The following is a 25749-nucleotide window of genomic DNA, read 5'->3' as shown; positions in this document are numbered from 1 at the left end:
CGATCATCGAGTGCGAGGGCTGCTCAACCGATTCAACTGCGACCGGCCCCGCGTGACGCGGTCGCGTTCCGCTGACTAGGACAGCGGAATTGTGGCCGACGGTGACGGCTTTATCGTCGCCGCTGTGACCACCTCTAGCCACCAGACCATCCCTAGCGGACTGACCATTACCGACACCGAGGTCGACCTGCTGGTCGTCGGGTCCGGTACTGGGCTGGCGGCTGCATTGGCAGCCTCGGAGCAGGGCCTGTCAGTACTCGTCGTCGAGAAATCGGCCTTCGTCGGCGGCTCGACGGCACGATCAGGTGGCGCCCTGTGGTTGCCTGCCAGCCCTGTCATCGAGCAGTGCGGAGGAACCGATCCTGTTCAGCGGGCAGCGACTTACCTCGACGCTGTGGTGGCCGGATCTGCTCCCCCGGCACGCTCGACTGCGTACCTACAACACCTCTCGGCAACGGTAGACATGCTGCTCCGCACCACCCCGATGAAGCTGTTCTGGGCCAGGGACTACTCCGACTACCACCCCGAAGCTGCGGGTGGATCGGCCGCCGGGCGCACCTGCGAATGCCGCCCCCTCGATACCGCGATCCTCGGTGAATACCTATCCGCATTGCGACCCGGCGTGATGGAGGTCAGCATCCCGATGCCGACCACCGGCGCAGACTACCGCTGGCTCAATCTGATGAGCCGTGTACCGCGCAAAGGTATTCCGACCATCGTCAAGCGTCTCGCCCAAGGCGTCGGCGGCTTGCTGCTCGGCCGTCGCTATGCCGCCGGTGGGCAAGCGCTGGCCGCGGGGTTGTTCGCCGGGGCAATCCGGGCGGGCATCCCGATCTGGCTGAACTCTGCCCTCCACGAGTTGATCTGCGACGACGACAAGGTCACCGGCGCTGTCGTCGAACACGACGGCGCTAGGCACACGGTCACCGCCCGCCGCGGTGTGGTGCTGGCAGCCGGCGGATTCGATCACGACATGTCCATGCGAAGGAAGTTCCAGTCCGAATCGCTGGGCTCCAACCTCAGCCTGGGCGCCGAGTCCAACACCGGCGACGCCATCCGCCTCGGCCAGAATGCCGGGGCGGCGATCGCGTTGATGGACCAGTCCTGGTGGTTCCCGGCCGTCGCGCCACTGCCGGGAGCCGCACCCGCAGTCATGCTAGCCGAGCGTTCACTACCAGGGTCATTCATCGTCGACCACCATGGGCGGAGGTTCGCCAACGAATCCGCCGACTACATGAGCTTCGGCCAACGGGTGCTGGAATTGGAACGTGCCGGTACACCTATTGAGTCCATGTGGATCGTGTTCGATCAGCAGTACCGCAACAGCTATGTTTTTGCCGCCGAGCTCTTTCCCCGTATGCCGATACCGCAGAAATGGTTTGACGCCGGAATCGCTGTGCGGGCAGAGGGGTTCAGCGAACTGGCAGACAAGATGGACGTCCCGGTCGATGAGTTCTGCTGTACCGTAACCCGATTCAACGAGCACGCGTTCGCCGGAGAGGATCCCGACTTTGAGCGCGGCCGCAGTGCCTACGACCGTTATTACGGCGACCCCACCATCACCCCGAACCCGAATCTTCGTCCGATGGTGAAAGGGCCGTTCTACGCGGTCAAGATGGTCCTCAGCGATCTCGGTACGTGCGGCGGCCTGCTGGCTGACGATCATGCCCGCGTGCTGAGTGAGGACGGATCTGTCATCAGCGGGCTGTATGCCATTGGTAACTCGGCCGCCAACGCTTTCGGGAACACCTATCCCGGCGCCGGAGCGACGATCGCCCAAGGTCTGGTGTACGGGTATATCGCGGCTCTCGACGCCGCGATGAGATAAGCGTTGCAAGCACGTTCAAAATGCGGGGCGAGAGGATCAGCCGGCGTCTTCGGCTTCGGCTCTCTTCTCGATCTCATACCAGTACTCCGGATCGGGCCACGGAATCTTCGCGCCCTCACCGACTTTGGGGAAGTTCGCCTGGGCCTCGTCGAGATCCTTGATTAATTTCAAGGTCAGTTCACGCTCGGACGCGTAATAACGTTCGGCCCACTCTAAAGCAATCTTCGCGTAGGCCCACGAGGGATCCTCTGCGGCCCAACGGGCTTCCTTGGCCGCGTCGCGGTGCATCTCGTCAACGTAGGCGATGTGATCGTGCAGCATCGCCTTGAGCGTCTCGGGATCGCTCAGATGACCGAGGGTTACCCGCAAGATCGCCGGATGCTTCAGCGACGGTGGTTCCAGCGGTGTGTCCCGCGCCCATCGGGTAACTGCGTCCGAGCCGGTCTGAGTGATTTTGTACAGGCGTCGGTTGCGCGTACCGGAGCCGTCCACACGCGACGTCAGCAGACCCATCTTCTCCAGCTTCTTGAGCTCGGAATAGATCTGGCTGAAAGCCGGGCTACCGTAGTAGTAGCGCATACTCCAATGAATCCACTTGCGGATGTCGTACCCGGACAGTTCCGTGTCGTACGACAACATCCCGAGTAGCGCCCACCCGGTCGCCGACATAGCGAGCTTGCCTGCGGGCTCGGAATCCTCCATTCAGATAGGGTAACAACCCAGGTCGCCACGCCACACTGATGAACCGCTGGCTGGGACGTGGTGTTGTGCGGCGCCCGGTTACTCGCCAATCCTGACAGGAGACAACAGGAGGGCACCGATGGGACCGAACCACGCCGCAGAGATCGAAGCCCACAGTTCACGACCCGAGCCGCACGACATGCGCAACGTACTCGGCCACTTCTGTACCGGGATCGCCGTCGTCACTGGTCACGACGGCCAACAGCCATTGGGCTTCACTTGCCAATCGGTGACGTCGGTGTCGCTGGATCCGCCATACGTATCGTTCTGCCCTGCGTTGTCTTCGACCAGTTGGCCGAAGATTCGCCTCACCGGGCGGATGTGCATCAATATTCTCGCCGATGATCAGGAAGCTATCTGCGCCCGGTTCGCCGGCAAGTCCGAGGACAAATTCGACACCGTCCGATGGAGTCCCGCCTCCAACGGCGCCCCGGGGATTCGCGGCGTCTTGGCCACCATCGAAGCTGACTTCGAATTCGAACACGGGGCCGGCGACCACACCATCGTCATTGCCCATGTCACCGCGTTGAAGGCACACCCGGGCCGCCCGTTGCTGTTCTACCGCGGCGATTACGGAGGTTTCGCCGGGCGGAGCGCTGAACCGGCAGCGGTGTAAGCCAATATGCTCTGCGACGACGACCCCAAGCCAACAGAAGCGCTGTATGCGTCGCTCGCCAATTCCGTGCGCCGGCTTGTCGATGTCACCATCCGCAGCCAGACCGGCCCAGCGACCATCGCGTCAGCGCAGCGCAAGATCGACGACGCAGTCGACGAGCTCAGCAACACATTGATTCCTGGGTCCTTCGGTCTCCCCCGGACTCCCGAAGGCCGAATTCTGACGTGGGGCAACGCCGTCACGGGTATGCGCAACGCCTTGGCCGCGCCCCTGGTCGTCTACCACAAAGCCGATGGCAGCGTCTGGGCCGATGTCACACTCGGCGCCGCCTACGAAGGCCCTGCCGAGCATGTTCACGGCGGGGTTTGCGCACTGCTGCTCGACCACGTCCTGGGCGCAGCCGCCCATCGACCCGGCCAGCCCGCGGTCACGGGTTCGCTTGCCCTGCGCTATGAGATGGGCACCCCGTTGGGTCCGGTGCACGCCGAAGCACATATCGATCGCGTCGAAGGAGCCAAGACAATCGTCGTCGGACACCTGGGTCCACCACAAGGCATCTCGGTGCGCGCCGAAGGAATCTTCTTCCACCCACCGGTATCTGGCCCCTGAGCGCACCGAGCACGTCCGCACCCAGGCTGCTAGTGGTGACGCAATAGCTCGTTGGCGTCACGGTGTATTGCACTCGGTGTCCGGTGAACGAGACAGCGCGCATCTGATAGGGCGCAGTGTCCCTAATGTGCTCGCGGCATGGAGATCCGGATCTGAAGGAGCTGAACATGACCCGGCACCTGGGTACCCCAACGACGTCAGTCGCGCAAGCCCCAGAATTCGGAAAGGGACGAGTCGAGCGGCGCCACCGAATAGTTTCCGCCGCAATGCAACTCGCGACTTTCGGTTATGAACACTGCCAGATCCGCGCGGTTGCCGCAGCGGCAGGCATTGCGCCCAGTACCATTTATCTTCATTTCCCCTCAAAGGATGACCTCTTGCTAGCGTGCCTTCAGAGTTGGCTGTCTAACTTCGAAACCTCGATCTATCCGGATTTCGCCGCCTGCCCCGGCGGTTACGCGCGGCTCCTGCGTGTATTCGAGACTGCGGCGATTCGACTGTCTTCGTCACCACGACTCGCCGAGGCACTGATCCGTCCCTATCTTTGTGTACACGGTCCCTTCACTGCAGAAGCAGACACGGTCCGCGCCCAAGTTCTTCATCTCTTCAGCAATGCCGTCGGTGACGGCTGTCCGACCGCGCTACGCCAGCCTGTCGCTGAGATTTTCGCCGATGTTTGGGTGACCAACATTTCTGCGGTAGCGCAGCGTCGAACGGCGGTCGCCGAACTCGTGCAGCAGCTCGCCCGGGTCGTCACCATAATCGAGCGTCGAAACGATCCGCACGATCTGGTGCCGAGTGCTGGCACCGCCCGCCTGAATGAAGTCCGGACCGGATGATCATCACCCTTCGAGAGTTTGTATACGCGCCTGGCGGACAACACTTATCGACCGTTGGGGCTGAGTCCGTAGACATTCGGTCCTTCCGGCCGGCGTTCGGCTTGGGCGGTTGGGCTGTGTCGCCATGCCTCCGGGCTGGGTAGAGATACGTGCTCTGTCAAGGCGACAGCGACAGCGACGATATATTCTTCGTGCTGTCTAAAGCGGCTGCGGTTTCCCGGATTCCAACGCAAGTGGTTGACGAGGTCCGATGCGAACAAACTCACACAGCCCAGCTTCACTTCTCGCGGGCGGGCGCGACGCGCAACAGAGAGGCGGTGGGCAGTGTGGGGCAGATAGCCCCGTGTCGAGATGGTGTTGCGTCGAATCTCCCGGCTGACCGTCGACGGTGAGCGTTGTAGTTCGGCCGCGATCCGCCGGATCGAAAATCCCGCGCGGTGAAGGTCTTTTGATCTGTTCGCGTTCCACCAAGCTCAGATATCGAGCGTCGATGACCTTCACCACCTTGTTCAGATCGACACTTCCGCCAATTGCTCGCATCCTGCGCTCTGCCATCACGCCGACCAGTGTCGGCTCCGGATAGCGCACGATGCGGCCATCGGGATAGATCCGGCCACGGTTGATGATGGTGATGCCCTTGTCCTAATCCGTTGCCGATCGAGCATCGGCTCCGACGCGCGCCCTGGCCTGCGCGCGAGTCAAGCCTTGCGCGCGAAGCCGCAGAAATTCCTCCTTTCGGGGATTGACTTTCCGAGCCTCGCTGGTGCGGATGCCCGCCTTATAGGCCCACGAGTAGCACGTGATCCGCGTGAACCCCAGTTCCCTGGCCACTGCGGAGACGTTCGGGTTCGCCGCCAACCGTCGGAAAAACTCGGCCTTGTCCTCCGCGGTGTACTTTCGTGGCGTCGCCCGCTGCATCGTCAACCCAGAGTTCCGCAACCAGTTGTAGCCCGCATGCTGATGCACGCCCACATCGCGCGCTGCTGCACGCACGGTGGCACCCGCACCTGGTTGTGGCCGACCTGCAGACCCAACCCGAGAGTCAGTTCGCTATGAACCCTGCGTGCACCGTAGGTGCCCCGTGAGGCGGTGTGCACGGCCCGGATCTGATCGGTCAGCTAGGCGTTGGCGCAGCGCGCGTGGCGATGGAGCCCGCGACCGCCACGCGTAGTAGCCCGAATCGGTCACCGCCAATAGCCGACATGCGACCTGCACAGGTAGTCCTTCTGCGGCCATGGTGGCTATGGCCGCGAATCGCCTCTCGGGTCATTCGGCTCCCGCAGCAGCTCACGAGACCTTTTCAGGACGGCAACTTCGGTCTCCAGCTCGCGGATGCGTTTATTGGCCGCACTGAGCTCGGCCAGTTCGGCGCGGTTGAGCCCGGGCAGCTGACCGGTGTCGATGAGCTCCTGGGGGGCCAGCTGTAGATGGTTTGGTCGCTGATATCCAGATCGGCAGCGATCTGGGCAATAGGGCGCCCGGCGGGCGCCAGATCGAGCACTTTGCGCCGAAACTCTTCGGAATAACGCATGGGCATCGACACGGCTCCTTCACGGGACGTCGTGACCAAAAGTCAGGCAAACCGACTCCATGCAACCCAGGGCACATCAACGAGTCAACCAAACCGCGGCAGTCCCCTTTGCCGACTGGCGAAAGCGTTGGAGCCTAGGCGCCACTGGCGTCGTTGCCGGGTGCAGAGGGTGCGATCTCGCCGAGCAGCTGGGTGAGACGGTGGTCAACTAGTTCGCGCATGACCAGGGAGGTGTTGGTGCGTCGGACACCGCGAATCCCCAGAATCTGGCCCGCGATGCGGTAGAGATCGTCGGCATCTCGGGCAACGACCTGAATGAGCAGGTCCGCACCACCGCTGAGTCCAAGCACTTCCGTCACCTCGTCAATCTCAGCCAATCCATCTGAAACCTGCCCTAACAGACGCTGTTTGACGCGGGCCCGGATGAAAGCGCGCATCGTGTATCCCAAGAATGCTGGATTCACACAGCGGTCGAATGGCAGCAACACGCCGCTCTGATCCCACTTGGTCAACCGAGCCTGGACAGTGTTGCGTGACACACCGGTTTCTTCAGCCAGCGCGATCGCCGACGCACGCGGGTCACGCGAGAGCGCGATAAGTAGCCGGGCGTCGATCATGTCCGCAGTGACACCTGTTGTCATTCTGGACACCTATCCACCCTCCCCGTCGCCTTCCGCTATGCATTTTGCACACCAGTTAGAGGCATGGTTGCACATATCGATACCTCATGTTGCACTCAAAGTGCAGCGTGCATAACTAGCGCTCGCCAGATTTCCCGCTAGCGCACCTATTGGCGAGCAACAGGCCGAACTCGCTGACTTTGAGGAGCCGTTATGACGACCACTGGACACTTTGAAAGCTCCTGGTCAGAACTGCACACCGCGGACCCGTTGGAGCAGATCGCTGAACACGTCCTCTGGCTGTCGACCGCGATCGTGCATCACGCCAACAACATTCGGCCGAACCCTAGCGGCATGAAGGTGGGTGGCCATCAGGCGTCGTGCGCCTCGATCGTTTCGATTATGACGGCCCTGTACTTCGAGCAGCTCACCAACGGGGACCGGGTGTCGGTCAAACCCCATGCTTCACCAGTCCTTCACGCCATCAATTATCTACTAGGTTCACTGGACGAAACGTACTTGACGACACTGCGCGAATACGGCGGACTACAAAGCTATCCCAGCCGTTCCAAGGACCCCGATCCCGTCGACTACTCCACAGGATCGGTCGGTATTGGTGCTACAGCCCCGATCTGGGGAGCCGTTGCGCGCCGCTACGTCGATACCACGTTGACATCCACTGGCACGGGCCGGCAATACTCGTTGGTCGGTGATGCCGAACTCGATGAAGGCGCGGTTTGGGAGGCCATTCTGGATCCCGCCGTGCACGACCTCGGCGAAGTCGTGTGGATCGTCGATATGAACCGACAATCGCTGGACCGTGTGGTCCCCCACATCGCGACGGGCAGATTGGCGACGATGTTCTCCGCCGCCGGGTGGCAGGTCATCGACGTCAAGTTCGGTGCCCTTCTGACAGCTTTGTTCCGCCAGCCTGGCGGCGAGCAACTGCAGCGCCGAATCATCGAGATGGCCAACCCGGAGTATCAACGGCTGCTTCGCTGCAGCGCCGATCAGTTGCGTTCACGGCTTCCAGGATCCGGGCCAGAGGCTGCAGCAATCCGGGCACTGATTGACGGACTTGGCGACGAGACGCTACTGCGGGCCGTCGCCAATTTGGGAGGACATGACCTGTCAGCCTTGCGGAAAGCCTTCACCGACATCGACGACACGCGTCCAACCGTCATCATCGCCTACACCATCAAGGGCTGGCGCCTGCCGACCCAGGGCCACCCCCAGAACCATTCAGCCCTACTGACCACCGAGCAGTTCGACCAACTCGCCACCACGCTGGGCAAGGACCCCAACCAGCCGTGGAGCCGCTTCGATCCGGCCACCCCGTCCGGACGCTTGTGCACAGAGGCCGCCGAGCGGCTCACACGTCCGGAGCACCCCTTCCTGTCACCGCCAACGGTTCCCACCGAGATCGGCCGCAACCCACAAGCCGTCACCACCACACAGGCAGCACTCGGTCGCACCCTGCTCGACCTCACCCGCGATGCACCGCATGTCGCGGAGCGCATCGTGACGGTCAGCCCCGACGTCAGTTCCAGCACCAACTTGGCAGGGTGGCTCAACAAAGTCGGGGTGTGGTCACCATCAGAACGACGCAACTGGTTCGGCGACGACCCCGAAACGATCATGCACTGGCGCGAAAAACCGACCGGCCAGCACATGGAACTGGGTATTGCCGAAACGAACCTGGTCGGATTGATCGGCGAACTCGGCGCCACATGGAGTCGATGGGGCCAACCGCTGTTCCCCATCGGCGTGCTCTACGACCCATTCGTCGAACGCGCACTGGAACCTTGGTCCTATGGCATCTACGCCGGCGGGCAGTCGATCCTGGTCGGAACGCCCTCAGGAATCACCTTAGCGGCCGAAGGTGGCGCACATCAGTCCATCAAAACTCCCTCGATCGGACTCGAGCAGCCAGGGTGCGTTAGCTATGAACCCGCCTTCGCGACCGAAGTGGAATGGACGCTGCTGCACTGTTTGTCCCAACTGGGCAGACCCGACGGGAAGTCCGCATACCTGCGACTGTCAACGAGACCAGTAGACCAGACCCTAGCGAGCATCCCGCCAGATCCCGCCGCCCGCGAACGCCGGCGACGACTGGTCATCGCCGGCGCCTACCCGTTGCGGTCACACCCGCGGCCAGCCACCACGATTGTCGCCATGGGCGCGATGATTACCGAAGCCCTCGCCGCTGCCGATCGCCTTGCCCAACAGGGGATCCCCGCGGACGTCATCTGCGTAAGCAGTCCCGGTCTACTCTTTGAGGCACTCCAAGCCCGCAGCGGACTCAGCACGGCATCGTCGTGGATCATCGAACAGGTCTTCCCTGCCGAACGCGCAGCCCCCATGGTCACCGTGATCGACGGCCACCCCCACACCCTGGCGTTCCTCTCCTCGATCAACCGGGTCCGTTCGAAGTCACTCGGCGTCAGCACGTTTGGACAGGTCGGTACGCTTGAGGCCGTCTACCGGCACCACGGCATCGACACCAACAGCATCGTGCGCGCCGCACTCGACCTAACCACGTAGCCGGTGACCTGCCACACAGGCCACCGGACGCTGATATCGACGGCGCGGGTCTGGCACCATGTCGCCAAAAGATGGATCCGCCAGGACAAGAGGAGGTGAGGTGGCCGAATCGACGCGTCCGTGGCTTGCCGAACTCACACCCACTGTGGCGCAGTCTTTTCCCACTGCGTCGACGCTGCCTGCCCGGGCGTACGAACTCGCAGAGCTACTGGGGCCCGGACCGGCGGGCTGGGCCGTGGAACTCGGCGCAGTCATGGCCGAGCGCATCACCTCGGAGATCCCGGAGCTGGCAGTCGACGTGATCGCCACCGAGGTACGCCGGGGATGCGAGGCCGTGGCACTGGGCGCCTTGTCGGCGCTCGCAATCGGAACGGACGTGACATTTGCTGTCATGCCTGAGGTACTCGCGGGCCCGATGGAGGTAGTGGCGCGCGGCATTGGCATTGAACACATGCTGCGCAGCATTCACCTCGCCCACGCCGCAGCCGCCGAGGTTATGCTCGACGCCGCACAACGAGTGCTTCCCGAATCACAACGCTTCACCGAAATGCGCCGCATCAGCGACGTTTTGTTCGGCATCGTCGACATCGTGACCGAACATATGGCTGGTGAGTACGCTCGTGCGCGTGAAGCATGGTTGGCCAGCTCCACAGCTTTGCGGATGGAGGTCATCGAGGACATCTTGCATGGGACCGGAGTGTCAGCGGAGCGAGCGACCCGTGTGCTGGGATACGACTTGAGCCGCTGGCACCTCGCTGTGATCGGCTGGACCGGCGGGTCCGCACCGGCCGATCCGGCGCAGCTGCAGTCCGCCGCCACCCACGTCCTGACCGCTGCGGGATGCGTCTCGCAGATAGTCGTGCCTGTGGGCGCCCACAGAGTTTGGGCATGGGGGTCAAGCACAGTTCATGCCCCGGCGCTGCCCAATGCAGCGACATCTCCGTTGACTGCAGGAGTGCGAGTCTCGGCCGGACTGGCCGCTGCCGGTGTCGACGGCTTTCGGCGTACCCATCAACAGGCGGCACACGCCGCGCGGGTGGGCGCCCTATCGATGCGCGATGAATGGCTATTCTGTTACGAAGCCTTCGACCTCGTCGCGATGCTCAGCGCAGACCTGCCTGCAGCCCACGAGTTCGTTGTCCGTGAGCTCGGCGCCCTGGCCGGACCTGGCGAATCTGCAGCTACTGTCCGGCACACCCTCAAGTGTTACCTTGACCGAGATCGCAGCCTAGCTCGCACCGCAACCGCCCTCCATATCGCCCGCAACACCGTCGCATATAGGGTGCAGCGCGCCGAGCAGCTACGCGGACGGTCCGTGGCCGAACGCCGGCTGCAGCTCCATGCGGCACTGACCCTCGCCGATGAACTCGGCGTTGCCGTCCTTGGCGACGGTCCCAACAAGTTGGATTGAAGCACAGTTTGCGACCGGATTTTCTGGACCTGGATACAGGCCCGGACCGGCGGGTACGCACTTGACTGAAGGTCCGCGCCAATCCCATGGCATGCAGATCGGAGAGATCCCGTGGTCGTCCACATTGTCCGGTATCAGTACGCCGCCAGCATCGCGTGGGGCGTACTGCACGACAACACAATCGCGCCCCTGGACGGCCACTACGAGCGCACCGCGGACCTAATTGAAGGCGGCGAACACGACTGGAGAGCGGCAGCGCGCCAGACGGGTGAGCTCACTCTCAATAGCGTCGAGCCACTCTCCCCGGTCACTACACCGTGCCGAGTGATTTGCCAGGGAGCCAACTACCGCCAGCATGCCATCGAATCCGGCATGAATCCCGACGCGCGCGCCTTCAACCTATTCTTCGACAAGACCGACGCCGCCATCACTGGTCCCCACGCGACAGTGACGCGCCCAACGCATGTCGCACTGCTTGACCACGAGATCGAACTTGCGCTCGTCATGCGTCAGACGGTCAGCGCGCCGACGTCGATCACTGACGACAACCTCCATGAATTCGTCTTCGGCATCACCATCGCCAACGACTTGTCCGCCCGCGACGTGCAACTCCCCGAGGGACAGTTCCTAAAAGGCAAGAGCTATCGCGGCTTCTGCCCGATCGGGCCCGTGCTCGCCGTCCTAGAACCTGACGAATTCAACTTGCTCAACGACCTGACCCTACGACTGGACGTCAATGGCGCGCCCCGTCAGAGCGACACCACCGCCAACATGCTCTACCGACCAGCCGAAACGCTGACCGAACTGACCGAATTCTGCAATCTGAGCCCCGGCGACGTGCTACTCACCGGCACCCCCCACGGGTGTGTGGCCACCTCCCCGCCAGCCCTGATTCGCAGGCTGGCCACCGCGTTACTGCCCGAGGACAAGCTGTGGACGGCGTTCATCAGACAGAACAAGCGCAAACCCTACCTCCGTCCCGGAGACGTGATCAGCGCTTCGATACGCAACGCGTCGGGCTCCATCGATCTCGGTACTCAGCGGACCACCATCGCCGCACCATCCACACAGAACGAGCACCGTCGATGAACACCACACCCAGTCCGTCACTGCCAACCACACCCACAGCCGCGTCGACGACACCGGAACAAAGTCAGCTCCCTGATCGACTTGTTCCCGACCTTATCGCGCACTGGGTAGTCAAAACCGCTCGAAGCAAGGACATGATCGCCTGGTATGAAACGGTATTCGGCGCAAAAGTCGTGCACGAGGATGCTCAGATCGCCTTTCTCACATGGGACCAGGAAAGCCACCGACTGGCTCTGATCAAAGTCCCCGCACCGATTCGCTACCTCTTTCCATTCGCCCGGCTGCGACGCAAGGTCTATGGCATCGACCACCTTGCGTTCACTTTCATCTCTCTGAAACGGCTGCTGCTGACCTACGAGCGCCTGAAGAACGCCGGTATAGCTCCCGTCTGGTCGATCAATCACGGCCCCACCACCAGCCTGTACTACGAGGACCCCGACGGTATCCGGCTGGAATTCCAGTCCGAGAACTTTCCCACCGCCCAGCAGACCGCCGCCTACATCAGCGGTGACGAATTCGCCGACAATCCCATCGGAGTCAATATCGACCCCGACTATCTCCTGCAAAAGCTCCGCGCCGGGGTCGATACCGCCGACCTTGTCCAACGCGGTGCCGGCACTCGTCCAGGCACCAAACCGCGGGCCAACAAGAACGCCATCACATGGAAAACACTCTGATGTCTCCCACTCGACCGACCGGACATCACACACCACATCGAAGGACCCCGTTCATGAGTTCTGCGGAACGCACGTTAAGCACAACCCCCGAAGACGTCATCGACCGGCTGCGCGAGGTCGCGCCGATCATCAAGGCAAACGCCGCGGAATCCGAGATCGCCCGACGGGTTTCACAAGAGACCATCAATGCGCTCATCGATGCCGGCGCATTCCGAATTGCCACCCCGAAACGCTATGGCGGACTGGAGTCCAATCTGCGCACCATGCTCGATGTCTCAGCGGAGATCGCCGAGGCCGACGGCGGCGCATCCTGGGTAGTGACGTTATCCAACGTCAACGCCTGGGCGGCTGGTATGAACGGCGGCCAGGTCGCGGACGACATTTGGTCCGACGGCCCCGACGCGATCGTGGGAGGGGTGGTCGCACCAAACGGAACTGCACGCAAGGTCGACGGCGGATACCGGGTCAGTGGTACCTGGCCGTACTCCTCGGCCAGCTTGCACGCCGACTGGGCAGGCGGCGGTGTCTACGTTCTCGACGAGAACGACAACGTCATGGACCAGGCTATGGTCTCCATCCCACGAGGCGACTTTCTCGTTGAGGACACCTGGTATGTCTCCGGAATGCGCGCGTCCGGCAGCAATACCGTCATCGCCGAAGACGTCTTCGTCCCCGAACACCGGCTGGTTTCGATGCTTCCGATCATGATGGGTACCTACCTCTCTGAACACCCCGACTCGGCGTTCTACCGGTCGGCAATCGGACCTATGTTGGTCATGGTGCTGGTCGGACCCCAACTCGGTTTGGGCCGAGCAGCGCTCAAGCTCGTCACCAAGAAGGCGGCAGGAAAGCCGCTGGCGTACTCCATCTTCGAACGCCAAGCGGACTCGGTGGCGTTTCAGTTACTCATCGCCGAAGCCGCCGTCAAGGTCGACACCGCTCATCTGCACGCCTACCGCGCTGCCGACGACGTGCAACGTTACGCCGAACAGGGCGTTTATCCCGATATCGTCGCGCGGGCCCGCATTCGTGCCGATTCAGCGATCGCACTGCGCAGCATCAACGAAGCGCTCAACATTCTGCTCGACGCCAACGGATCAGGAAGCTTCGCTGAAGTCAATGTTCTGCAACGCATTTGGCGCGACTCGAACGTTGCGGCTCGACATGCCGTCACACTCCCCCATGTTTCGATGGAGACATACGGCAAAGCGCTCCTGGGCATTGAGGATCACATCACCACGATCCTGTGACTCGAAATGAGTCCACTCAACCGCGATCGGTACCCCGACATGCCCGCCCGAGGAGTCCTTCTCGCCGAGACATGGTTGATCGAACCTTGGCCGACTCCTCGGTCCCGTCGTTGTCGGGCAGGCCGATCCGGGTGGCGCGCACCACCAAAAACACCACTAACGCATGGAGGAGACAGCACGATGGCTGCCATCGAAACCCACAAGCTGATCCACGCCCCACAAGAACGAACGTGGGCAGTGATCGCGGACCCGCGCCTGTTCGCGCATTGGAATACGCTGCATGAGCGTTGGGAGGGACAGGTACCCACCGAGCTGGCTTTGGGTGCGCGCGTTACCGAAGTGGTCAACATCATGCACATTCCGAACACTGTCACCTTCACCGCCGACGAGTTCGACCCGCCACGTCGAGTCGGCCTGTCCGGTACGGGTACCGGCGGGATGAGGGTTTCGCTGACCATGTCTGTGGACCCCGTCGATGCCGTTACGTCCCGCGCTGCCCTGCAAGTCCATGTTTCCGGCGCCCTGCTGTTCGGCCCCATGGGCAAACGCATTGAGAAAACTCTCGGGTCCGAACTGGAAGCGTCACTGGACAAGCTGGCTCAGCTGCTGACGGCCAGTCCCGCCGAATAGCTAAGTGCTCGCCGGAATATGGAAGATCTGGCGCACAAGAAGCTGGGCTGCTTGCGCACCGGTGGCGCTCCAGAATGAGAATGGCAAGCGGGGGACCATCGTGGGTGTCGGCGCCCCCTTAGCGTCGGGTCCCCGCAGGGTCGAGGATCTGAGCCAGATGAACCGAGGCCGCCTGGTCCTCGGAGTCAGTGAGTTGCCGCACCTGCATGTGGCAGCTGAAGCCGTCGGCAAGGACGGGCGCCTGGGGAAAGGCACGCAAGGCTGGGGCCAGAGCTTGCTCGGCGACCGCCATACTGGTTGCGTAGTGGCTACGCTCGAACCCGAAATTTCCTGCCACGCCGCAACATCCGGTGGCCTCGTGGATCGTCGCAACCCCAGCCGCATGCAAGGCGCGCCGTTGGGTATCGGCGCCGAAGACCGCGTACTCATGACAATGGGTTTGCACCGTCACCTCCGCGGGTGGACGAAAGCGCGGTGACCAACCCTGGGTCGTTTGCACGGTGACGTGCTCGGCGAAGCTGCGGATGCGCGTGGCCACGCGCTGCGCGGCATCGGTGTGCACGAGTTCAGGGAGATCCTTACGCAATGCCGCCGCGCAACTGGGTTCTACCGCCACGATGGGGCGGTCGGTTCCATCGTCGAGCGCATTCGCGGTGCGCGTGAGTTGCTTGCGGGCCTGCGACAATTGACCGGTCGAAATCCAGGTCAGACCACAGCACAGGTCGGTGCGGGTCTGCACGGTGTGGTCGCCATCTTCGATGACGCGGCGGGCTGCGGCAGCCACCTCGGGGCGGAACCCCTGGGTGAAGGAATCGACGAACAAAACGATGTCTCCCTCGAGGCAGCTATCACCGAGCAGCTGCGTGAGCCGCCGTCGCGAGGCGAAGGGCGGAAGCGGTCGCGCAGTGGTGAGACCACCCATGGTGAGAACGGCCGGCCGAAGCGGTGTTGCCAACGCGGCGTTGATGATTGGCGCTGCCCGCGAGGTGAGTTTGAGCCATCGCGGAAGCCAACCGAGGGAGTAGTGCGCCATCGGGCGCAGCCGGCCGGAATAGTAGTGGTCGAAGAATTCCGCCTTGTAGGTCGCCATGTCCACTCCGGTGGGGCAATCAGTGGAGCATGCTTTACACGACAGGCATAGATCCAGTGCTTCGCGTACCTCTTCGGATGCCCAACCCTGCTCGACTGAGTGGGCTCCGCGCACCATGTCTTGCAGAACCCGCGCACGGCCGCGCGTCGAATCCTTCTCGTCCCCGGTTGCCCGATAGCTGGGGCACATCACGCCACTGGTGTGGGAACGGCATCGGCCCACCCCGATGCACCGCTGGACAGCTAGCGCGTAGGCGCCTTGCCCGTCGACCTCGGTCTCGTCAAGCCTGAAGGTGGTACGCCACTGCCGAACCGGCACCTCAGCGAGGGCGAGATCTGCCGTCACCGCGGGTGCCGCAACGATGATCTCGGGATTGAGGATCCCGCCCGGATCGAAGATTTGCTTGAATCGGGCGAATGATCTGATGATTGCCGGTGAATACATTTCTGAGAGCAGAGTCGAGCGAGCCCGCCCGTCGCCGTGCTCGCCGGACAATGTTCCCCCGTGCCGAACCACCAACCGCGCCGCCGAGTATAGAAACCGCTCCATGATGTCGCGTCCTTCTTTGGTGCGTTGGTCGAACGTGATGCGAATGTGCATGCACCCGGCGCCGAAGTGTCCATACATCACGCCGATCAAGTCGTACTCGTCGAGCAGCTCACGGAAGTCCGCGAGGTAGTCGGCCAGCCGCTCGGGCGCGACGGCCGAATCCTCCCATCCCGGCCAGGAGGTGAGTGCGCCTTCCCCATCGGGTTGTGGTAGCCGTGCCGACAGCCCCGCGCCGTCCTCGCGTATCCGCCATAAAGTGGCGCGATCAAGCGGATCGCGAACCTCGCGGCCGTCGAGAACCCTCCCTTTGGAGCGCAGTTCGCGCATCAATTGCTGGGCGCGGTCGGTCACCGCAGTGATGTCGTCCCCGTCGAGGTCCACGTAGAGCCATGCATGGCCCACAGGAAGGTCGGTGACCGATTCAGGACCGCGGCGCCGGCGCATGGTGGCCACGATCTGTTCATCGATACCTTCCACTGCCGCGGGTGTGAAGGCCAAGATGGTCTCGATGTCGCGGGCGGCGTCGACGACGTCGCGGTATCCGAGGATGACCAGCAGCGCCGCGGGAGAGACTTCGACGAGTTTGACGGTGGCGCCGACCACCATCGCGCAGGTGCCTTCGCTCCCGACGAGAGCCCGGGCGACGTTAAACCCCTTCTCCGGGAGCAGGTTCGCAAGGTGGAAGCCTGACACCTGTCGTGGGATTCGGCCCAGTTCGACGCGGAACTCCGCCATGTGGTCGCTGGCGAGGGTGCGAAGTTGTTCCTCGATCATCGCGGCCCGGTTCGCCGCAGCAACATCAGCGGGGTCGGTCGCGCAGATTCCGGATCGCGTCGCGGTTACACGGGCCCCGTCAGCTAGCACCAGATCGAGGGAAACGACGTGGTCAGATGTGCGTCCGTGGCGCACAGAGTGATTGCCGCACGCGTCGTTCGCGATCGATCCACCGATGGTGGCGCGGGACTTGCTCGAAGGATCGGGAGCGAAGGTGAGCGTGCCGGCAGTGCGCGTCTCGACAGTGTGGGCGAGGTCGGACAGGATCACCCCTGGTTCGACGACCGCCGTGCGCTGCAGAGGATCGACCGCGACGATCGCGCGCATGTAGCGCGAAAAGTCCAGGACCAGGCCGCGCCCTATGGCGTTACCAGCCATGGATGTTCCCCCGCCGCGCGCAGTGACAGCGATGCCGGCGACGTTGCAGGCCGCCATGACCTCACTGACTTCGGCCACCGACCGGGGAAATGCCACTGCAATGGGCGCAACGCGGTAGTTCGATGCGTCAAAGCTGTACTCAGCCAATCGTCTTGGTGTCACGTCTATTTCAACTGTGCACGCCTGCAGCTCGTGCAGGACCTGCTGGGCAGTGGTGGGGGTCACGATGTCCTCGCTTCTAGCCGGCTGCGCCGCGTGGGCCGTGGCTCACCGGCTGACGCACCCACCGGCGCGGCACTAGTAGTACAGTTCAACTGTACTACAGTTGAACTCATCCGCTGCTATTTTCGAGTCGAGGTCGAACCGTGAACCGAGTCAGCGCCACCCTGTGCGCCGCATCTGGAGCGCTGCTGTGGGGAACGTTGGGCCCAGTCGTCAGCGCGTGGTCGAGGATGGGCAGCGAGGCGACGGCGTTGGCGCGTTCGGCAGTCGCGGCGGTGACGCTGGGTCTCTTGGCGTGGGGTGGGATCACCGCGAAGGGGCTTTTGCGGGATCACTGGCGGGCACTGCTTACCGGCGGTGTTGGTTTGGCCGGTTTTCAGTACGCCTATTTCTCGGCTGTCGCGCAGGCGGGCGTAGCGGTCAGCACCGTCATCAGTATCGGTGTGGCCCCGATCCTCACCGGTGTGTGGACATGGGTGACGTCGCGCCGACTGTCCGCGGCGTGGGTTCTTGCCACCGCGCTGGCATGCGCTGGATTGGCCTTGCTCGTTCTGGGCGCCGGTATGGGCACGCTCTCGGCAACAGGGATCGCTTGCTCGGTGTCGGCCGCCGCCTGCTTCAGCGCGCAGGCGTTGGCCATCGAATCAATCGAACCCCGTTGGCCAACGTCGGCCAGCCTGGCGTGGATGTTCGCGATCGCTTCGGCGATCATGCTCCCCACTGGAGGATTCGCGTTGGCCAGCTCGTGGCACGTAGGCCTCGGAGAAGCAAGTGCGGTCCTGTACCTGGGTGTCGTGACTGCGGGGGTAGCCTATTGGTTGTTCTCCCGGGGCGTACAGGTCATCGGCGCGCCCGCCGCGGTCACGATTAGTGTCCTAGAGCCGGCCGGGGCGCTGCTGCTCGCGGTGGTCTTCCTTGGTGAACACCAAACGCCTCTGCAGTGGCTGGGCACGGCGCTGCTCATCGGGTGCATTCCGATCATTGCGCGTTCTGCGCGCGCCGCGGGCACGGCGGGAGCGGTTCCCGTCGGTCGGCTAAGTGGCTGACTGATCTCAGGACGAGGCGTGCCTGGGCACGATCATCACTGGGACGGGAGCGTGCCTCAGGATTTTCGAGGCAGCTGAGCCCAGAAAAACCTGCGCGCTCTGCCCTGCCGCCCCTGACCCCAGCACGAGCACATCACCGGCTCGCCAGGAGATGTTGTCGACTGCTTCGCGCCACTCATGGCCGGAGCCGACGACGATATCGACGTCGGGAACGTCGATATGGTCGCGGATAGTGCTGAGTTGGCTGACGATATCGTCGCTCGTCCTGCGTGACCATTGTTCGACGACGAGGTCCTCGGCCGAACACTGGAGCGCGCTGCCGTACATCGTCAGGGGCCGCACCGTGAACGAGGCGATGCGAAGGTGCGCTGACCATGTCGAGCACAGTTCTGCGCTGGCGGCGATCAGTCCGACCGATTCGGCAGCACCACCGAAAGCGGCAGTGAGGCGGGTGATCGGAATCGCTTGCTGCGGGTATCCCCGAGGCGCAATGGCCACGGGGACCGACGCGGTGTGCACGAGCCGATCAGTAACTGCGCCGAGATCCACTCGTCCGAGCAGCCCAGAAGTAGACGAACCGAGGACGACGAGCTGCGCGCTGTGCTCGGCCGCCAGTTCAGTCAAACCCGATGGAATCGAAGTGGATTGGTGAACCGCGATGGTGATGTCGAGATCGCCGGGTTGATCGGCGACCACCTGCTCGAGGGAATCCGCAGCTTTAGCCGTGATGTAGCGGAAGTACTCATCGTCGATGGGGTCGGCCCTGTGCGGCGATGACCGCTCCACGATCGCAGTGGCGATGATCCTGGCGCCAGTGCTACGGGCGATCTGCGCGGCCAGGTACAGAGGGGCTCTACCCTGCCGGCTCGAACTAAATCCCGCGATGATGCTGCTCATCTCACGGTGCCGTCGGTCGCCATCGAGGCTGCCACGATGTGGGTCACCGGTATGCCGTGCTCTTCGCGGGCACGATCAACCACATCGAATCTATGCCACACGGAGGCTTCCGGTGCCACCGTGATGAGCACGATCTGATCCGGATGGAAAGCGACGGTTGCGCGGGCCAGTGCGCGCAGCGGCCGAGGGTCGCCGACCTCACCGGTGGCTTCGAGGTTCTTGTGGCGAAATATGTTCAAGATTTCGGCCAGTTCGCCCTCGGCGACCGTGTCGGTCACCTCGTCGAGGTGCAGGCGGCCGCGGGTGGCGTCGGCGCCGGTGTCGACGGGATGAACCACATGGTAGGCAGCCGCGGGGCCGACGTCGACGCCACGCAGACCGACGAACAGTTCGCGTGCAGATACGGTGCGGTCGGCGAGGATGAGCACGCGGTGTGGCCGGTCCATGACCGCCGATCGTTCACTGACCGGGCTCTTGTTGAGGTGCCACCGGTTGGCGAAGTACACCATGATAACGACCGCCCACGACACCAGACTCAGCAGCAGCTGTGACCGGACTTTGTCCTGCAGACCCATTTGCACCAGGATCGCGACGATTCCGCCGACGGTGGCCAAGGACAGCACCGGAAACAGCCACATCTTGGCCTTCAGGTCGACACCGTTGCGTCGGTGTCGGAGCACGATCTGCGAGATCGCGATCATCAGATAGACGAACAGGATGATCGCTCCACTGGAGTTCAGCAGGAACGCAAAAATAGTGTCGGGTGAGACGGCGGCGGCGATCACGGACAGGAAACCGACGATCGAGGACGTCATGATCGCTGCAGCAGGAACACCCCGGCGAGTGACAGTGACCAGACGGGCCGGGGCCTCGCGGCGTGCGGCGAGCACGAACAGCATGCGCGAGGCGGTGTACATCCCCGAGTTCAGGCAGCTCAGCACGGCCGTCAGCACGACGGCGTTCATGACGTGGTCGGCGTAGGGTATGCCCATCTCTGTGAACGCAGCGACGAACGGTGAGGCACCGATCCGCTCGTCATTCCAGGGCAGGATCGTCACCAGCAGGAATGCCGAGCCGACGAAGAACACCGCGATCCGCAGGATGACCGAGTTGGCGGCCCTGGCCACTGCTCGTTTCGGGTCTGACGACTCGGCGGCAGCGATCGTGGCAATTTCGGCTCCGACCATGGAGAAGATGACGGTGACCACGCCGACAGTCACCGCTGTCGCGCCGTGCGGGAAGAAGCCGCCGTGGCTCCACAGGTTGGAGAAGTCCATTGACCTGTGCGGCCAGACGCCCAGAACGTACAGCCCACCCAACACGATGAACACTGCAATCGCCGCGACCTTAACGCCGGCGAACCAGAATTCGAACTCACCAAAGGAGGAGACGGAGAACAGATTCGTCGCGGTCATGAGACTCATCAGGATCAACGACGACAGCCACAACGGAACGTCGACCCAGTACTGAATTATCTTGGCGCCCGCGATGGCTTCGAAGCCGACGACGATGACCCAGAAGTACCAGTAAAGCCATCCCACGGAGAACCCGGCCCAATTGCCCATGGCCTCGCGCGCATAGTCAGCGAATGATCCTGTCGACGGGTTGGCTACCGCCATTTCGGCGAGCATCCGCATGATCATGATCATCAAGATGCCGGCGAGGGCGTAGGTGATGAACGCCCCGGGACCGGTGTCGGCGATGACGACGCCGGAGCCGACGAATAGCCCGGCGCCGATGACCCCGCCCACGGCGATCATCGTCAACTGCCGTTGGCTCAGTGCTCTGTGCAGGCTCGGGGTGTCGCTCATGGGTTTCTCCAAGGTGTGAAGCGATCGCGATAAGGGTCGAGGTGATGCTCTCCGGTCAAAGGGTGAAGTCGCCCGTACGCCGGTCCGGCGAGCGACGTTAGCGGCGGACCGGCACCGAGATGTATTTGGTTTCGAGGTATTCCTCGATGCCCAGGCGACCGCCTTCGCGGCCCAACCCGGATTGCTTGATGCCCCCGAACGGCGCCGATGGTGTGGACACGACGCCAGTGTTGAGTCCGACCATCCCGACCTCGAGCTGCTCGCTGACGTTGAGCGCTGTGTCGAGGTCGCGGGTGATCAGGTACCCGACCAGCCCCCATTCGGTGTCGTTGGCGCGCGCGATCGCGTCGTCGAGGTCGGTGAAGGTCTGGATGGCGGCCAGCGGGCCGAAGATCTCGTTTCTGTTGAGCTCGCTGTCGGGGCTCACGTCGGTCAGGACGGTGGGTTCGATGAAATAGCCGCGCCGGTCCGGGCGGCATCCGCCCGCCACTAGGGTCGCTCCCCGTCGTCGCGCATCGTCCATCAGGTGCTGGACCTTGTCGCGGGCCGGTGCGTCGATCAGTGGCCCGACGTCAACTCCGTCGTCGAGGCCGTTGCCGACGGTCAATGCGGCCATCCGCGCACCCAATCGCTCGGCGAACTCGTGGGCGACCGAGGAGTGCACCAGGAATCGGTTGGCCGCGGTGCACGCCTCCCCCATGTTGCGCATCTTCGCCGCCAGCGCGGCGTCGACAGCGAGCGCCAGATCGGCATCGGCGAGTACCACGAAGGGGGCGTTGCCACCGAGTTCCATCGACGTCCGTACGACGTGGCGGGCAGCCTGACCCAGCAGGAGCTTGCCGACGGCAGTGGAGCCGGTGAAGGACACTTTGCGGATCACACCGCTGCCCATCATGGGTGCGACGACCTGGCCGGCGTGGGTGGTGGGCAGGACGGTCAACACACCCTCAGGTAGACCTGCCTCAGCGAACAGCTCGGCGAGTACGAGCGAGGACAACGGTGTCTGCGGAGCCGGCTTGAGGATGCAGGTGCAGCCTGACGCGATGGCGGGCCCGACCTTGCGTGCCCCCATGGCGAGCGGGAAGTTCCACGGCACGATCAGCAGACAGGGGCCCACAGGTTGTTTGAGCTGCAGGTTACGTGCTGCGCCGTCGGGTCGATGGGCATATCCACCGTCGATGCGCACGGCTTCCTCAGCGAACCAACGGATGAGATCGGCGGCGTAGGCGACTTCGCCGCGCGCCTCGGCCAGGGGTTTGCCCATTTCCAGAGTCATCAACTCGGCCAACTCCGCGGTCCGTTGCACCATCAGCTGGTAGGTGCGGTACAGGATTTCCGAACGCACCCGGGGTGCGGTCATCGCCCACGATGGCTGTGTGGTGGCCGCAATCTCCAGTGCCCGTTGCGCATCCTCGACCGTGGCGTCGGCGACTTCGGCGATCACGTCTTCGGTTGCGGGGTTGACGACCTCGAAGGTGCCGCCGCGGGAACTAGTCCACTGTCCGCCGAGGAACATGTGCCGCGGGGCGCGGTCGGCCGCGCTGGCGCGGCGTACGGCGGTGTCGATACCCACTGGTGACGGCATGGCGATGCGGGTCATGACGGTCTCTTCCTGTCGAGCGGTCGGGGGCGCAGTGCGAGCATTTTGGGGTGGAGTTCAGCCGTCGGCGTTGACGCTGCGGTGGGCCTTGTCGACGGCGTCTGCGAAGTCGGCCATCGAGGTGTATTCGAGGTTGTAGGTCCATTCCTCGGCCGGCTGCGGGGTGGCGCCCCACCCGGGTCGGTCGTGTCGGCGATTGATCCACACCGAGGGCAGTCCCTCGCGCTTCGCGGGGACGTGATCGTGAAACAGACTCTGCGCGACGTGCAGCAACCCGATGCGCTCGACGCCCAGTTTGCTCAACGTGGTGTCCAGAGCACGGAAATGATTGTTGGCAGGCTTGTAGGCCCCGACGTCCTCGGCGGTGATGATGGCGGCGAAGTCGCCGCGCAGGTGGCGATTGCTGCCGGCGAAGCCCTCGCGGTGCACGTTGGACAGGATGATCAGCTGGTAATGACTGGCCAGCCGGGCCAGAGCGTCTGCGGAGTCGGGGAATGCCGGCCAGGCGGGGACCGAGGTGCCCAAGCGCTGTGCCCACTCATCGCTCACGGGACAGCCAAGGGCGTCCCCGGTGCGCCGGAAGGCGGTGGCGAGGACGTCGGGATAGAGCGCGGTCGGGATTTCACGCTCAACGGCAGCCTCATTGTCGGCGTAGGCGAGCAGTAGGTCTTCCTCGGTGAGGTCGAGTCCGTTTTCGCGCGCCCATGGCGTCAGCACGGCGGCGATGCCGGCTTCCCAGTCGATCAGCGTGCCGTAGCAATCGAAGCTCAGCGCTTGGAAAGTGGTCAGGTCGAGGTTCGTGGAGGACATGGGGTGTTCCTTTCGGCGTAGGGATGGAGGTCAATCGGAGTAGGCGTCGAGGGCCTCGGTAAGTACGTGGACGATTAGTGCCACCTCGTCTTCGGTCGTGATGAATGGTGGGCATATCTGCAAGGTGTTGTTGTGGATCGTGCGGATCAGGACCCCACCGTCGGTGCACGCTTCGGCAACGACGTCGCCGACCACGCCGTCGCGCAACTGCACGCCTGCCATGAAGGCCGCGCCGGAACGTACATCGGCGACCAGGTCGTGCGTGCGCAGCGGTTCGACAGCCTTGTCCAGCACCGCCTCGAGGTAGGCGGCGCGTTCGACGAGCCCTTCTTCCTCAATGATGTCGAGGTTCTCCTCGGCGATGACGCACGCCGTCGCATGGCCTGAATAGGTGAGACCGTGCCGGAAGATGGGCGCATCTCCTCCGGCGCCGCCCGCGAAGAACCGATCAGCAACGCGCGGCGCCACCAAAACGCCACCTAAGGGTGCGTACCCCGAGGTGATGCCCTTGGCCATCGTCACCAGATCGGGAGTAAGTCCATAGCGTTGGCAGCCGAACATCTCTCCGGTTCGGCCGAACCCGGTGATGACTTCGTCGGCGATCAGCAGGATGTCGTGCGCGCGGGCCAGTGCCGCCAGCCCTTCTAGGTAGCCGTCGATGGGACCGACCACGCCGCCGGTGCCGATGACCGGCTCGGCGATGATTGCCGCTACGTTCTCCGGACCGACCTGCTCAAGTTGCGCGGCGACCTCGTCGATGTCGTTGGTCGAGATACGAGAGGTCTCGGGGACCAGGGACTCAGTGCCGTAGCCGTCTCGGTTGTATGACAGACCGGCGATGCTAGTGCCGAAGGCATGAAGCCCATGGTAGGAGCCAGTGCGGCTCAGAATGATCTTCTTGTGACCGCGGCCTTCAAGCTGCCAGTGTCGGCGCGCAAGCTTGCAGGACAGGTCCACCGAGTCCGAACCACCGCTGGTAAGTATCACCTTGGCGTCGGGAATCGGCCCGAGGGCGGCTAGCCGATCAGCCAACCGCAGCGCAGGCTCGTTCGCGAACCGCCCGAACGTGTGGTACGTCTCCAGCCTGCGCATCTGATCGTAGGCGGCGCGAGCGATGCGCTCCCTGCCGTGACCGATGTTGGCGTGCCACAGGCTGGCGGTGGCGTCGAGGAGTCGCTGTCCCGCCGAGGTGGTCAGCCAGGCACCGTCGCCGCTCGTGATGATCAGCCGTTTGACACGTGCGGTGGGCATGTGGGCTTGAGGGTTCCACAGTGCATTACCGGTGGTTTCGATCCCTGTCTCTACGTCCGCGAGCCGTTCCATGTGTAGAACTGTAGTACAGTTGAACTGTAATGCGCAACGGGCAAGTGACAGCTATGCTGGCGTCATGTCAGTACTCGACGGGATGGTGCTGCGACGGTCTACCACCGCTCAGCAGGTGGCCGATGGCCTCTCGGAACGGATCCTGGCCGGTGCGTTCACCCCGGGGGATCGGCTTCGAGAAAGCGGGATCGCCGCTGAATTGGGCGTGGCGCGCAACACTGTGCGTGAAGCGGTGCGCATCCTGGAACTCAGTGGACTCGTCCGCTACGAGGTCAATCGTGGCGCGGTGGTTATCTCCCCCACCGCCGAGAATCTCGAGGCGCTCTACACGGCCCGCGAGCGGCTAGAGACCGCCGCGGTTGCGCGTGTACCCACCGAGGCACAACTGACGGCCATCGGCAAAGCATTCGCCGCGCTCACTGATGCTGCCGAGTCGCACGACGCGCGCCTCATAGTCGAGCAGGACCTCGCATTCCATGCGGCGATCGTGGCTCTCATGGGTAGCTCACGGCTCGACAAATTCTACCTCGAACTCACCCGGGAGCTCCGGTTTTATCTCATGGTGCTCTCGGTCGAAGATCGCGAATTCGAAAACCCTGCAGAGGTGCTGGCCGAACACGAGGTCATCCTGGCCGCTATCAGCTCCGGCGACCCCGATCGCGCTGTGCGCGAAGTCCGCGCTCACATCGAAACCAACGCCCAGCGGCTCAAAGAAATCATCACCGAACGGGAGCGTTGACCGGCAGTCCAGCAGCTGCACGATTTACCCGGCTACTGAAGGTCACGAGGAATGTCGCGCCGCAGCCGGCTTTTCGCTCAGGATCACGAAGATGACCAGCCGCGTTTGAGGGTGCCTCGGTTCGG

At 63.3% G+C, this 25749-nt stretch carries 24 protein-coding genes; 12 read left to right on the top strand and 12 right to left on the bottom strand.

Annotated features, from left to right (window positions below; translation table 11 throughout):
- Positions 1–124 precede the first annotated feature (124 nt).
- Positions 125–1828 (top strand): 3-ketosteroid-delta-1-dehydrogenase, encoded by a 1704-nt coding sequence (locus ACXPWS_RS10265; RefSeq protein WP_458713483.1) that lies wholly within the window; start codon positions 125–127, stop codon positions 1826–1828.
- A gap of 36 nt (positions 1829–1864) precedes the next feature.
- Here ACXPWS_RS10265 and ACXPWS_RS10260 read toward each other — a convergent pair whose 3' ends face one another.
- Positions 1865–2530 carry a PadR family transcriptional regulator gene (locus ACXPWS_RS10260; protein WP_458712333.1) on the bottom strand — a complete coding sequence of 222 codons (666 nt, stop codon included), beginning with the start codon at positions 2528–2530 and terminating at the stop codon, positions 1865–1867.
- Between the two features lie 118 nt (positions 2531–2648).
- Between ACXPWS_RS10260 and ACXPWS_RS10255 the strand changes: the two genes are divergently transcribed.
- From ACXPWS_RS10255 to ACXPWS_RS10245, 3 genes are all read left to right on the top strand, one after another.
- On the top strand, positions 2649–3185 hold the full coding sequence (locus ACXPWS_RS10255; RefSeq protein WP_458712332.1) for a flavin reductase family protein: 537 nt from the start codon (positions 2649–2651) through the stop codon (positions 3183–3185).
- Positions 3186–3191: 6 nt separating this feature from the next.
- Positions 3192–3794, top strand: coding sequence for a PaaI family thioesterase (locus ACXPWS_RS10250; protein WP_458712331.1), 603 nt, complete (start codon positions 3192–3194; stop codon positions 3792–3794).
- Between the two features lie 167 nt (positions 3795–3961).
- Entirely contained in the window at positions 3962–4633 is a 672-nt protein-coding gene (locus ACXPWS_RS10245) for a TetR family transcriptional regulator (protein WP_458712330.1), read from the top strand.
- A 44-nt stretch (positions 4634–4677) separates the two neighbouring features.
- Here the strand turns inward: ACXPWS_RS10245 and ACXPWS_RS10240 are convergent, their stop codons facing one another.
- The 5 genes from ACXPWS_RS10240 to ACXPWS_RS10220 all read right to left on the bottom strand — a co-directional run bounded on the left by ACXPWS_RS10240 (position 4678) and on the right by ACXPWS_RS10220 (position 6805).
- Positions 4678–5046, bottom strand: a complete 369-nt coding sequence (locus ACXPWS_RS10240; RefSeq protein WP_458713482.1) for a hypothetical protein — start codon at positions 5044–5046, stop codon at positions 4678–4680.
- 229 nt (positions 5047–5275) lie between these two features.
- Positions 5276–5626, bottom strand: coding sequence for a transposase (locus ACXPWS_RS10235; protein WP_458712329.1), 351 nt, complete (start codon positions 5624–5626; stop codon positions 5276–5278).
- Positions 5554–5730, bottom strand: a complete 177-nt coding sequence (locus ACXPWS_RS10230; RefSeq protein WP_458712328.1) for a transposase — start codon at positions 5728–5730, stop codon at positions 5554–5556. The genes ACXPWS_RS10235 and ACXPWS_RS10230 overlap by 73 nt, the downstream gene beginning before the upstream one ends.
- A gap of 203 nt (positions 5731–5933) precedes the next feature.
- Complete coding sequence (locus tag ACXPWS_RS10225) at positions 5934–6164, bottom strand: transposase (RefSeq protein WP_458713481.1); 231 nt, start codon at positions 6162–6164, stop codon at positions 5934–5936.
- Between the two features lie 134 nt (positions 6165–6298).
- The gene (locus tag ACXPWS_RS10220) at positions 6299–6805 is read right to left on the bottom strand and encodes an Lrp/AsnC family transcriptional regulator (RefSeq protein WP_458712327.1); all 507 of its coding nucleotides are present in this window, start codon (positions 6803–6805) and stop codon (positions 6299–6301) included.
- A gap of 192 nt (positions 6806–6997) precedes the next feature.
- Between ACXPWS_RS10220 and ACXPWS_RS10215 the strand changes: the two genes are divergently transcribed.
- From ACXPWS_RS10215 to ACXPWS_RS10190, 6 genes are all read left to right on the top strand, one after another.
- Entirely contained in the window at positions 6998–9328 is a 2331-nt protein-coding gene (locus ACXPWS_RS10215) for a transketolase-like TK C-terminal-containing protein (protein ID WP_458712326.1), read from the top strand.
- A 100-nt stretch (positions 9329–9428) separates the two neighbouring features.
- Positions 9429–10739 (top strand): PucR family transcriptional regulator, encoded by a 1311-nt coding sequence (locus ACXPWS_RS10210; protein WP_458712325.1) that lies wholly within the window; start codon positions 9429–9431, stop codon positions 10737–10739.
- 111 nt (positions 10740–10850) lie between these two features.
- Complete coding sequence (locus ACXPWS_RS10205; protein WP_458712324.1) at positions 10851–11828, top strand: fumarylacetoacetate hydrolase family protein; 978 nt, start codon at positions 10851–10853, stop codon at positions 11826–11828.
- Entirely contained in the window at positions 11825–12505 is a 681-nt protein-coding gene (locus ACXPWS_RS10200) for a VOC family protein (protein WP_458712323.1), read from the top strand. Before ACXPWS_RS10205 ends, ACXPWS_RS10200 begins: the two co-directional genes overlap by 4 nt.
- A gap of 53 nt (positions 12506–12558) precedes the next feature.
- Entirely contained in the window at positions 12559–13755 is a 1197-nt protein-coding gene (locus ACXPWS_RS10195; protein WP_458712322.1) for an acyl-CoA dehydrogenase family protein, read from the top strand.
- 180 nt (positions 13756–13935) lie between these two features.
- Complete coding sequence (locus tag ACXPWS_RS10190) at positions 13936–14385, top strand: type II toxin-antitoxin system Rv0910 family toxin (protein WP_458712321.1); 450 nt, start codon at positions 13936–13938, stop codon at positions 14383–14385.
- Between the two features lie 118 nt (positions 14386–14503).
- Here ACXPWS_RS10190 and ACXPWS_RS10185 read toward each other — a convergent pair whose 3' ends face one another.
- Positions 14504–17401, bottom strand: a complete 2898-nt coding sequence (locus ACXPWS_RS10185; protein ID WP_458712320.1) for an FAD-binding and (Fe-S)-binding domain-containing protein — start codon at positions 17399–17401, stop codon at positions 14504–14506.
- A gap of 140 nt (positions 17402–17541) precedes the next feature.
- On the opposite strand from ACXPWS_RS10185, the gene ACXPWS_RS10180 reads away from it, so the two are divergent.
- Positions 17542–18444 carry an EamA family transporter gene (locus tag ACXPWS_RS10180; protein WP_458712319.1) on the top strand — a complete coding sequence of 301 codons (903 nt, stop codon included), beginning with the start codon at positions 17542–17544 and terminating at the stop codon, positions 18442–18444.
- A 6-nt stretch (positions 18445–18450) separates the two neighbouring features.
- Here the strand turns inward: ACXPWS_RS10180 and ACXPWS_RS10175 are convergent, their stop codons facing one another.
- The 5 genes from ACXPWS_RS10175 to ACXPWS_RS10155 all read right to left on the bottom strand — a co-directional run bounded on the left by ACXPWS_RS10175 (position 18451) and on the right by ACXPWS_RS10155 (position 24885).
- Positions 18451–19341, bottom strand: coding sequence for a universal stress protein (locus tag ACXPWS_RS10175; RefSeq protein WP_458712318.1), 891 nt, complete (start codon positions 19339–19341; stop codon positions 18451–18453).
- Positions 19338–21152, bottom strand: a complete 1815-nt coding sequence (locus tag ACXPWS_RS10170; protein ID WP_458712317.1) for an amino acid permease — start codon at positions 21150–21152, stop codon at positions 19338–19340. The genes ACXPWS_RS10175 and ACXPWS_RS10170 overlap by 4 nt, the downstream gene beginning before the upstream one ends.
- Before the next feature lie 97 nt (positions 21153–21249).
- Positions 21250–22752 (bottom strand): NAD-dependent succinate-semialdehyde dehydrogenase, encoded by a 1503-nt coding sequence (locus ACXPWS_RS10165; protein ID WP_458712316.1) that lies wholly within the window; start codon positions 22750–22752, stop codon positions 21250–21252.
- A gap of 57 nt (positions 22753–22809) precedes the next feature.
- Entirely contained in the window at positions 22810–23562 is a 753-nt protein-coding gene (locus ACXPWS_RS10160) for an HAD-IA family hydrolase (RefSeq protein ID WP_458712315.1), read from the bottom strand.
- A 30-nt stretch (positions 23563–23592) separates the two neighbouring features.
- Positions 23593–24885 carry an aminotransferase family protein gene (locus ACXPWS_RS10155; RefSeq protein WP_458712314.1) on the bottom strand — a complete coding sequence of 431 codons (1293 nt, stop codon included), beginning with the start codon at positions 24883–24885 and terminating at the stop codon, positions 23593–23595.
- 64 nt (positions 24886–24949) lie between these two features.
- On the opposite strand from ACXPWS_RS10155, the gene ACXPWS_RS10150 reads away from it, so the two are divergent.
- Positions 24950–25624: a GntR family transcriptional regulator gene (locus ACXPWS_RS10150; RefSeq protein ID WP_458712313.1), complete on the top strand. Its 675-nt coding sequence runs from the start codon at positions 24950–24952 to the stop codon at positions 25622–25624.
- Positions 25625–25749 lie beyond the last annotated feature (125 nt).

The organism is Mycobacterium sp. BMJ-28, from assembly GCF_054404835.1.
Note: the sequence above shows the minus strand (reverse complement) of the source record. Positions and strands in the feature narration are given on the sequence as shown.

Bases quoted from the DNA above. Each gene is read 5' to 3' on its own strand.
- ACXPWS_RS10260 (WP_458712333.1), bottom strand. From the start codon at position 2,530: ATGGAGGATTCCGAGCCCGCAGGCAAGCTCGCTATGTCGGCGACCGGG.
- ACXPWS_RS10255 (WP_458712332.1), top strand. From the start codon at position 2,649: ATGGGACCGAACCACGCCGCAGAGATCGAAGCCCACAGTTCACGACCC.
- ACXPWS_RS10250 (WP_458712331.1), top strand. From the start codon at position 3,192: ATGCTCTGCGACGACGACCCCAAGCCAACAGAAGCGCTGTATGCGTCG.
- ACXPWS_RS10245 (WP_458712330.1), top strand. From the start codon at position 3,962: ATGACCCGGCACCTGGGTACCCCAACGACGTCAGTCGCGCAAGCCCCA.
- ACXPWS_RS10225 (WP_458713481.1), bottom strand. From the start codon at position 6,164: ATGCGTTATTCCGAAGAGTTTCGGCGCAAAGTGCTCGATCTGGCGCCC.
- ACXPWS_RS10220 (WP_458712327.1), bottom strand. From the start codon at position 6,805: ATGACAACAGGTGTCACTGCGGACATGATCGACGCCCGGCTACTTATC.
- ACXPWS_RS10215 (WP_458712326.1), top strand. From the start codon at position 6,998: ATGACGACCACTGGACACTTTGAAAGCTCCTGGTCAGAACTGCACACC.
- ACXPWS_RS10200 (WP_458712323.1), top strand. From the start codon at position 11,825: ATGAACACCACACCCAGTCCGTCACTGCCAACCACACCCACAGCCGCG.
- ACXPWS_RS10195 (WP_458712322.1), top strand. From the start codon at position 12,559: ATGAGTTCTGCGGAACGCACGTTAAGCACAACCCCCGAAGACGTCATC.
- ACXPWS_RS10190 (WP_458712321.1), top strand. From the start codon at position 13,936: ATGGCTGCCATCGAAACCCACAAGCTGATCCACGCCCCACAAGAACGA.
- ACXPWS_RS10175 (WP_458712318.1), bottom strand. From the start codon at position 19,341: ATGAGCAGCATCATCGCGGGATTTAGTTCGAGCCGGCAGGGTAGAGCC.
- ACXPWS_RS10170 (WP_458712317.1), bottom strand. From the start codon at position 21,152: ATGAGCGACACCCCGAGCCTGCACAGAGCACTGAGCCAACGGCAGTTG.
- ACXPWS_RS10165 (WP_458712316.1), bottom strand. From the start codon at position 22,752: ATGACCCGCATCGCCATGCCGTCACCAGTGGGTATCGACACCGCCGTA.
- ACXPWS_RS10160 (WP_458712315.1), bottom strand. From the start codon at position 23,562: ATGTCCTCCACGAACCTCGACCTGACCACTTTCCAAGCGCTGAGCTTC.
- ACXPWS_RS10155 (WP_458712314.1), bottom strand. From the start codon at position 24,885: ATGGAACGGCTCGCGGACGTAGAGACAGGGATCGAAACCACCGGTAAT.
- ACXPWS_RS10150 (WP_458712313.1), top strand. From the start codon at position 24,950: ATGTCAGTACTCGACGGGATGGTGCTGCGACGGTCTACCACCGCTCAG.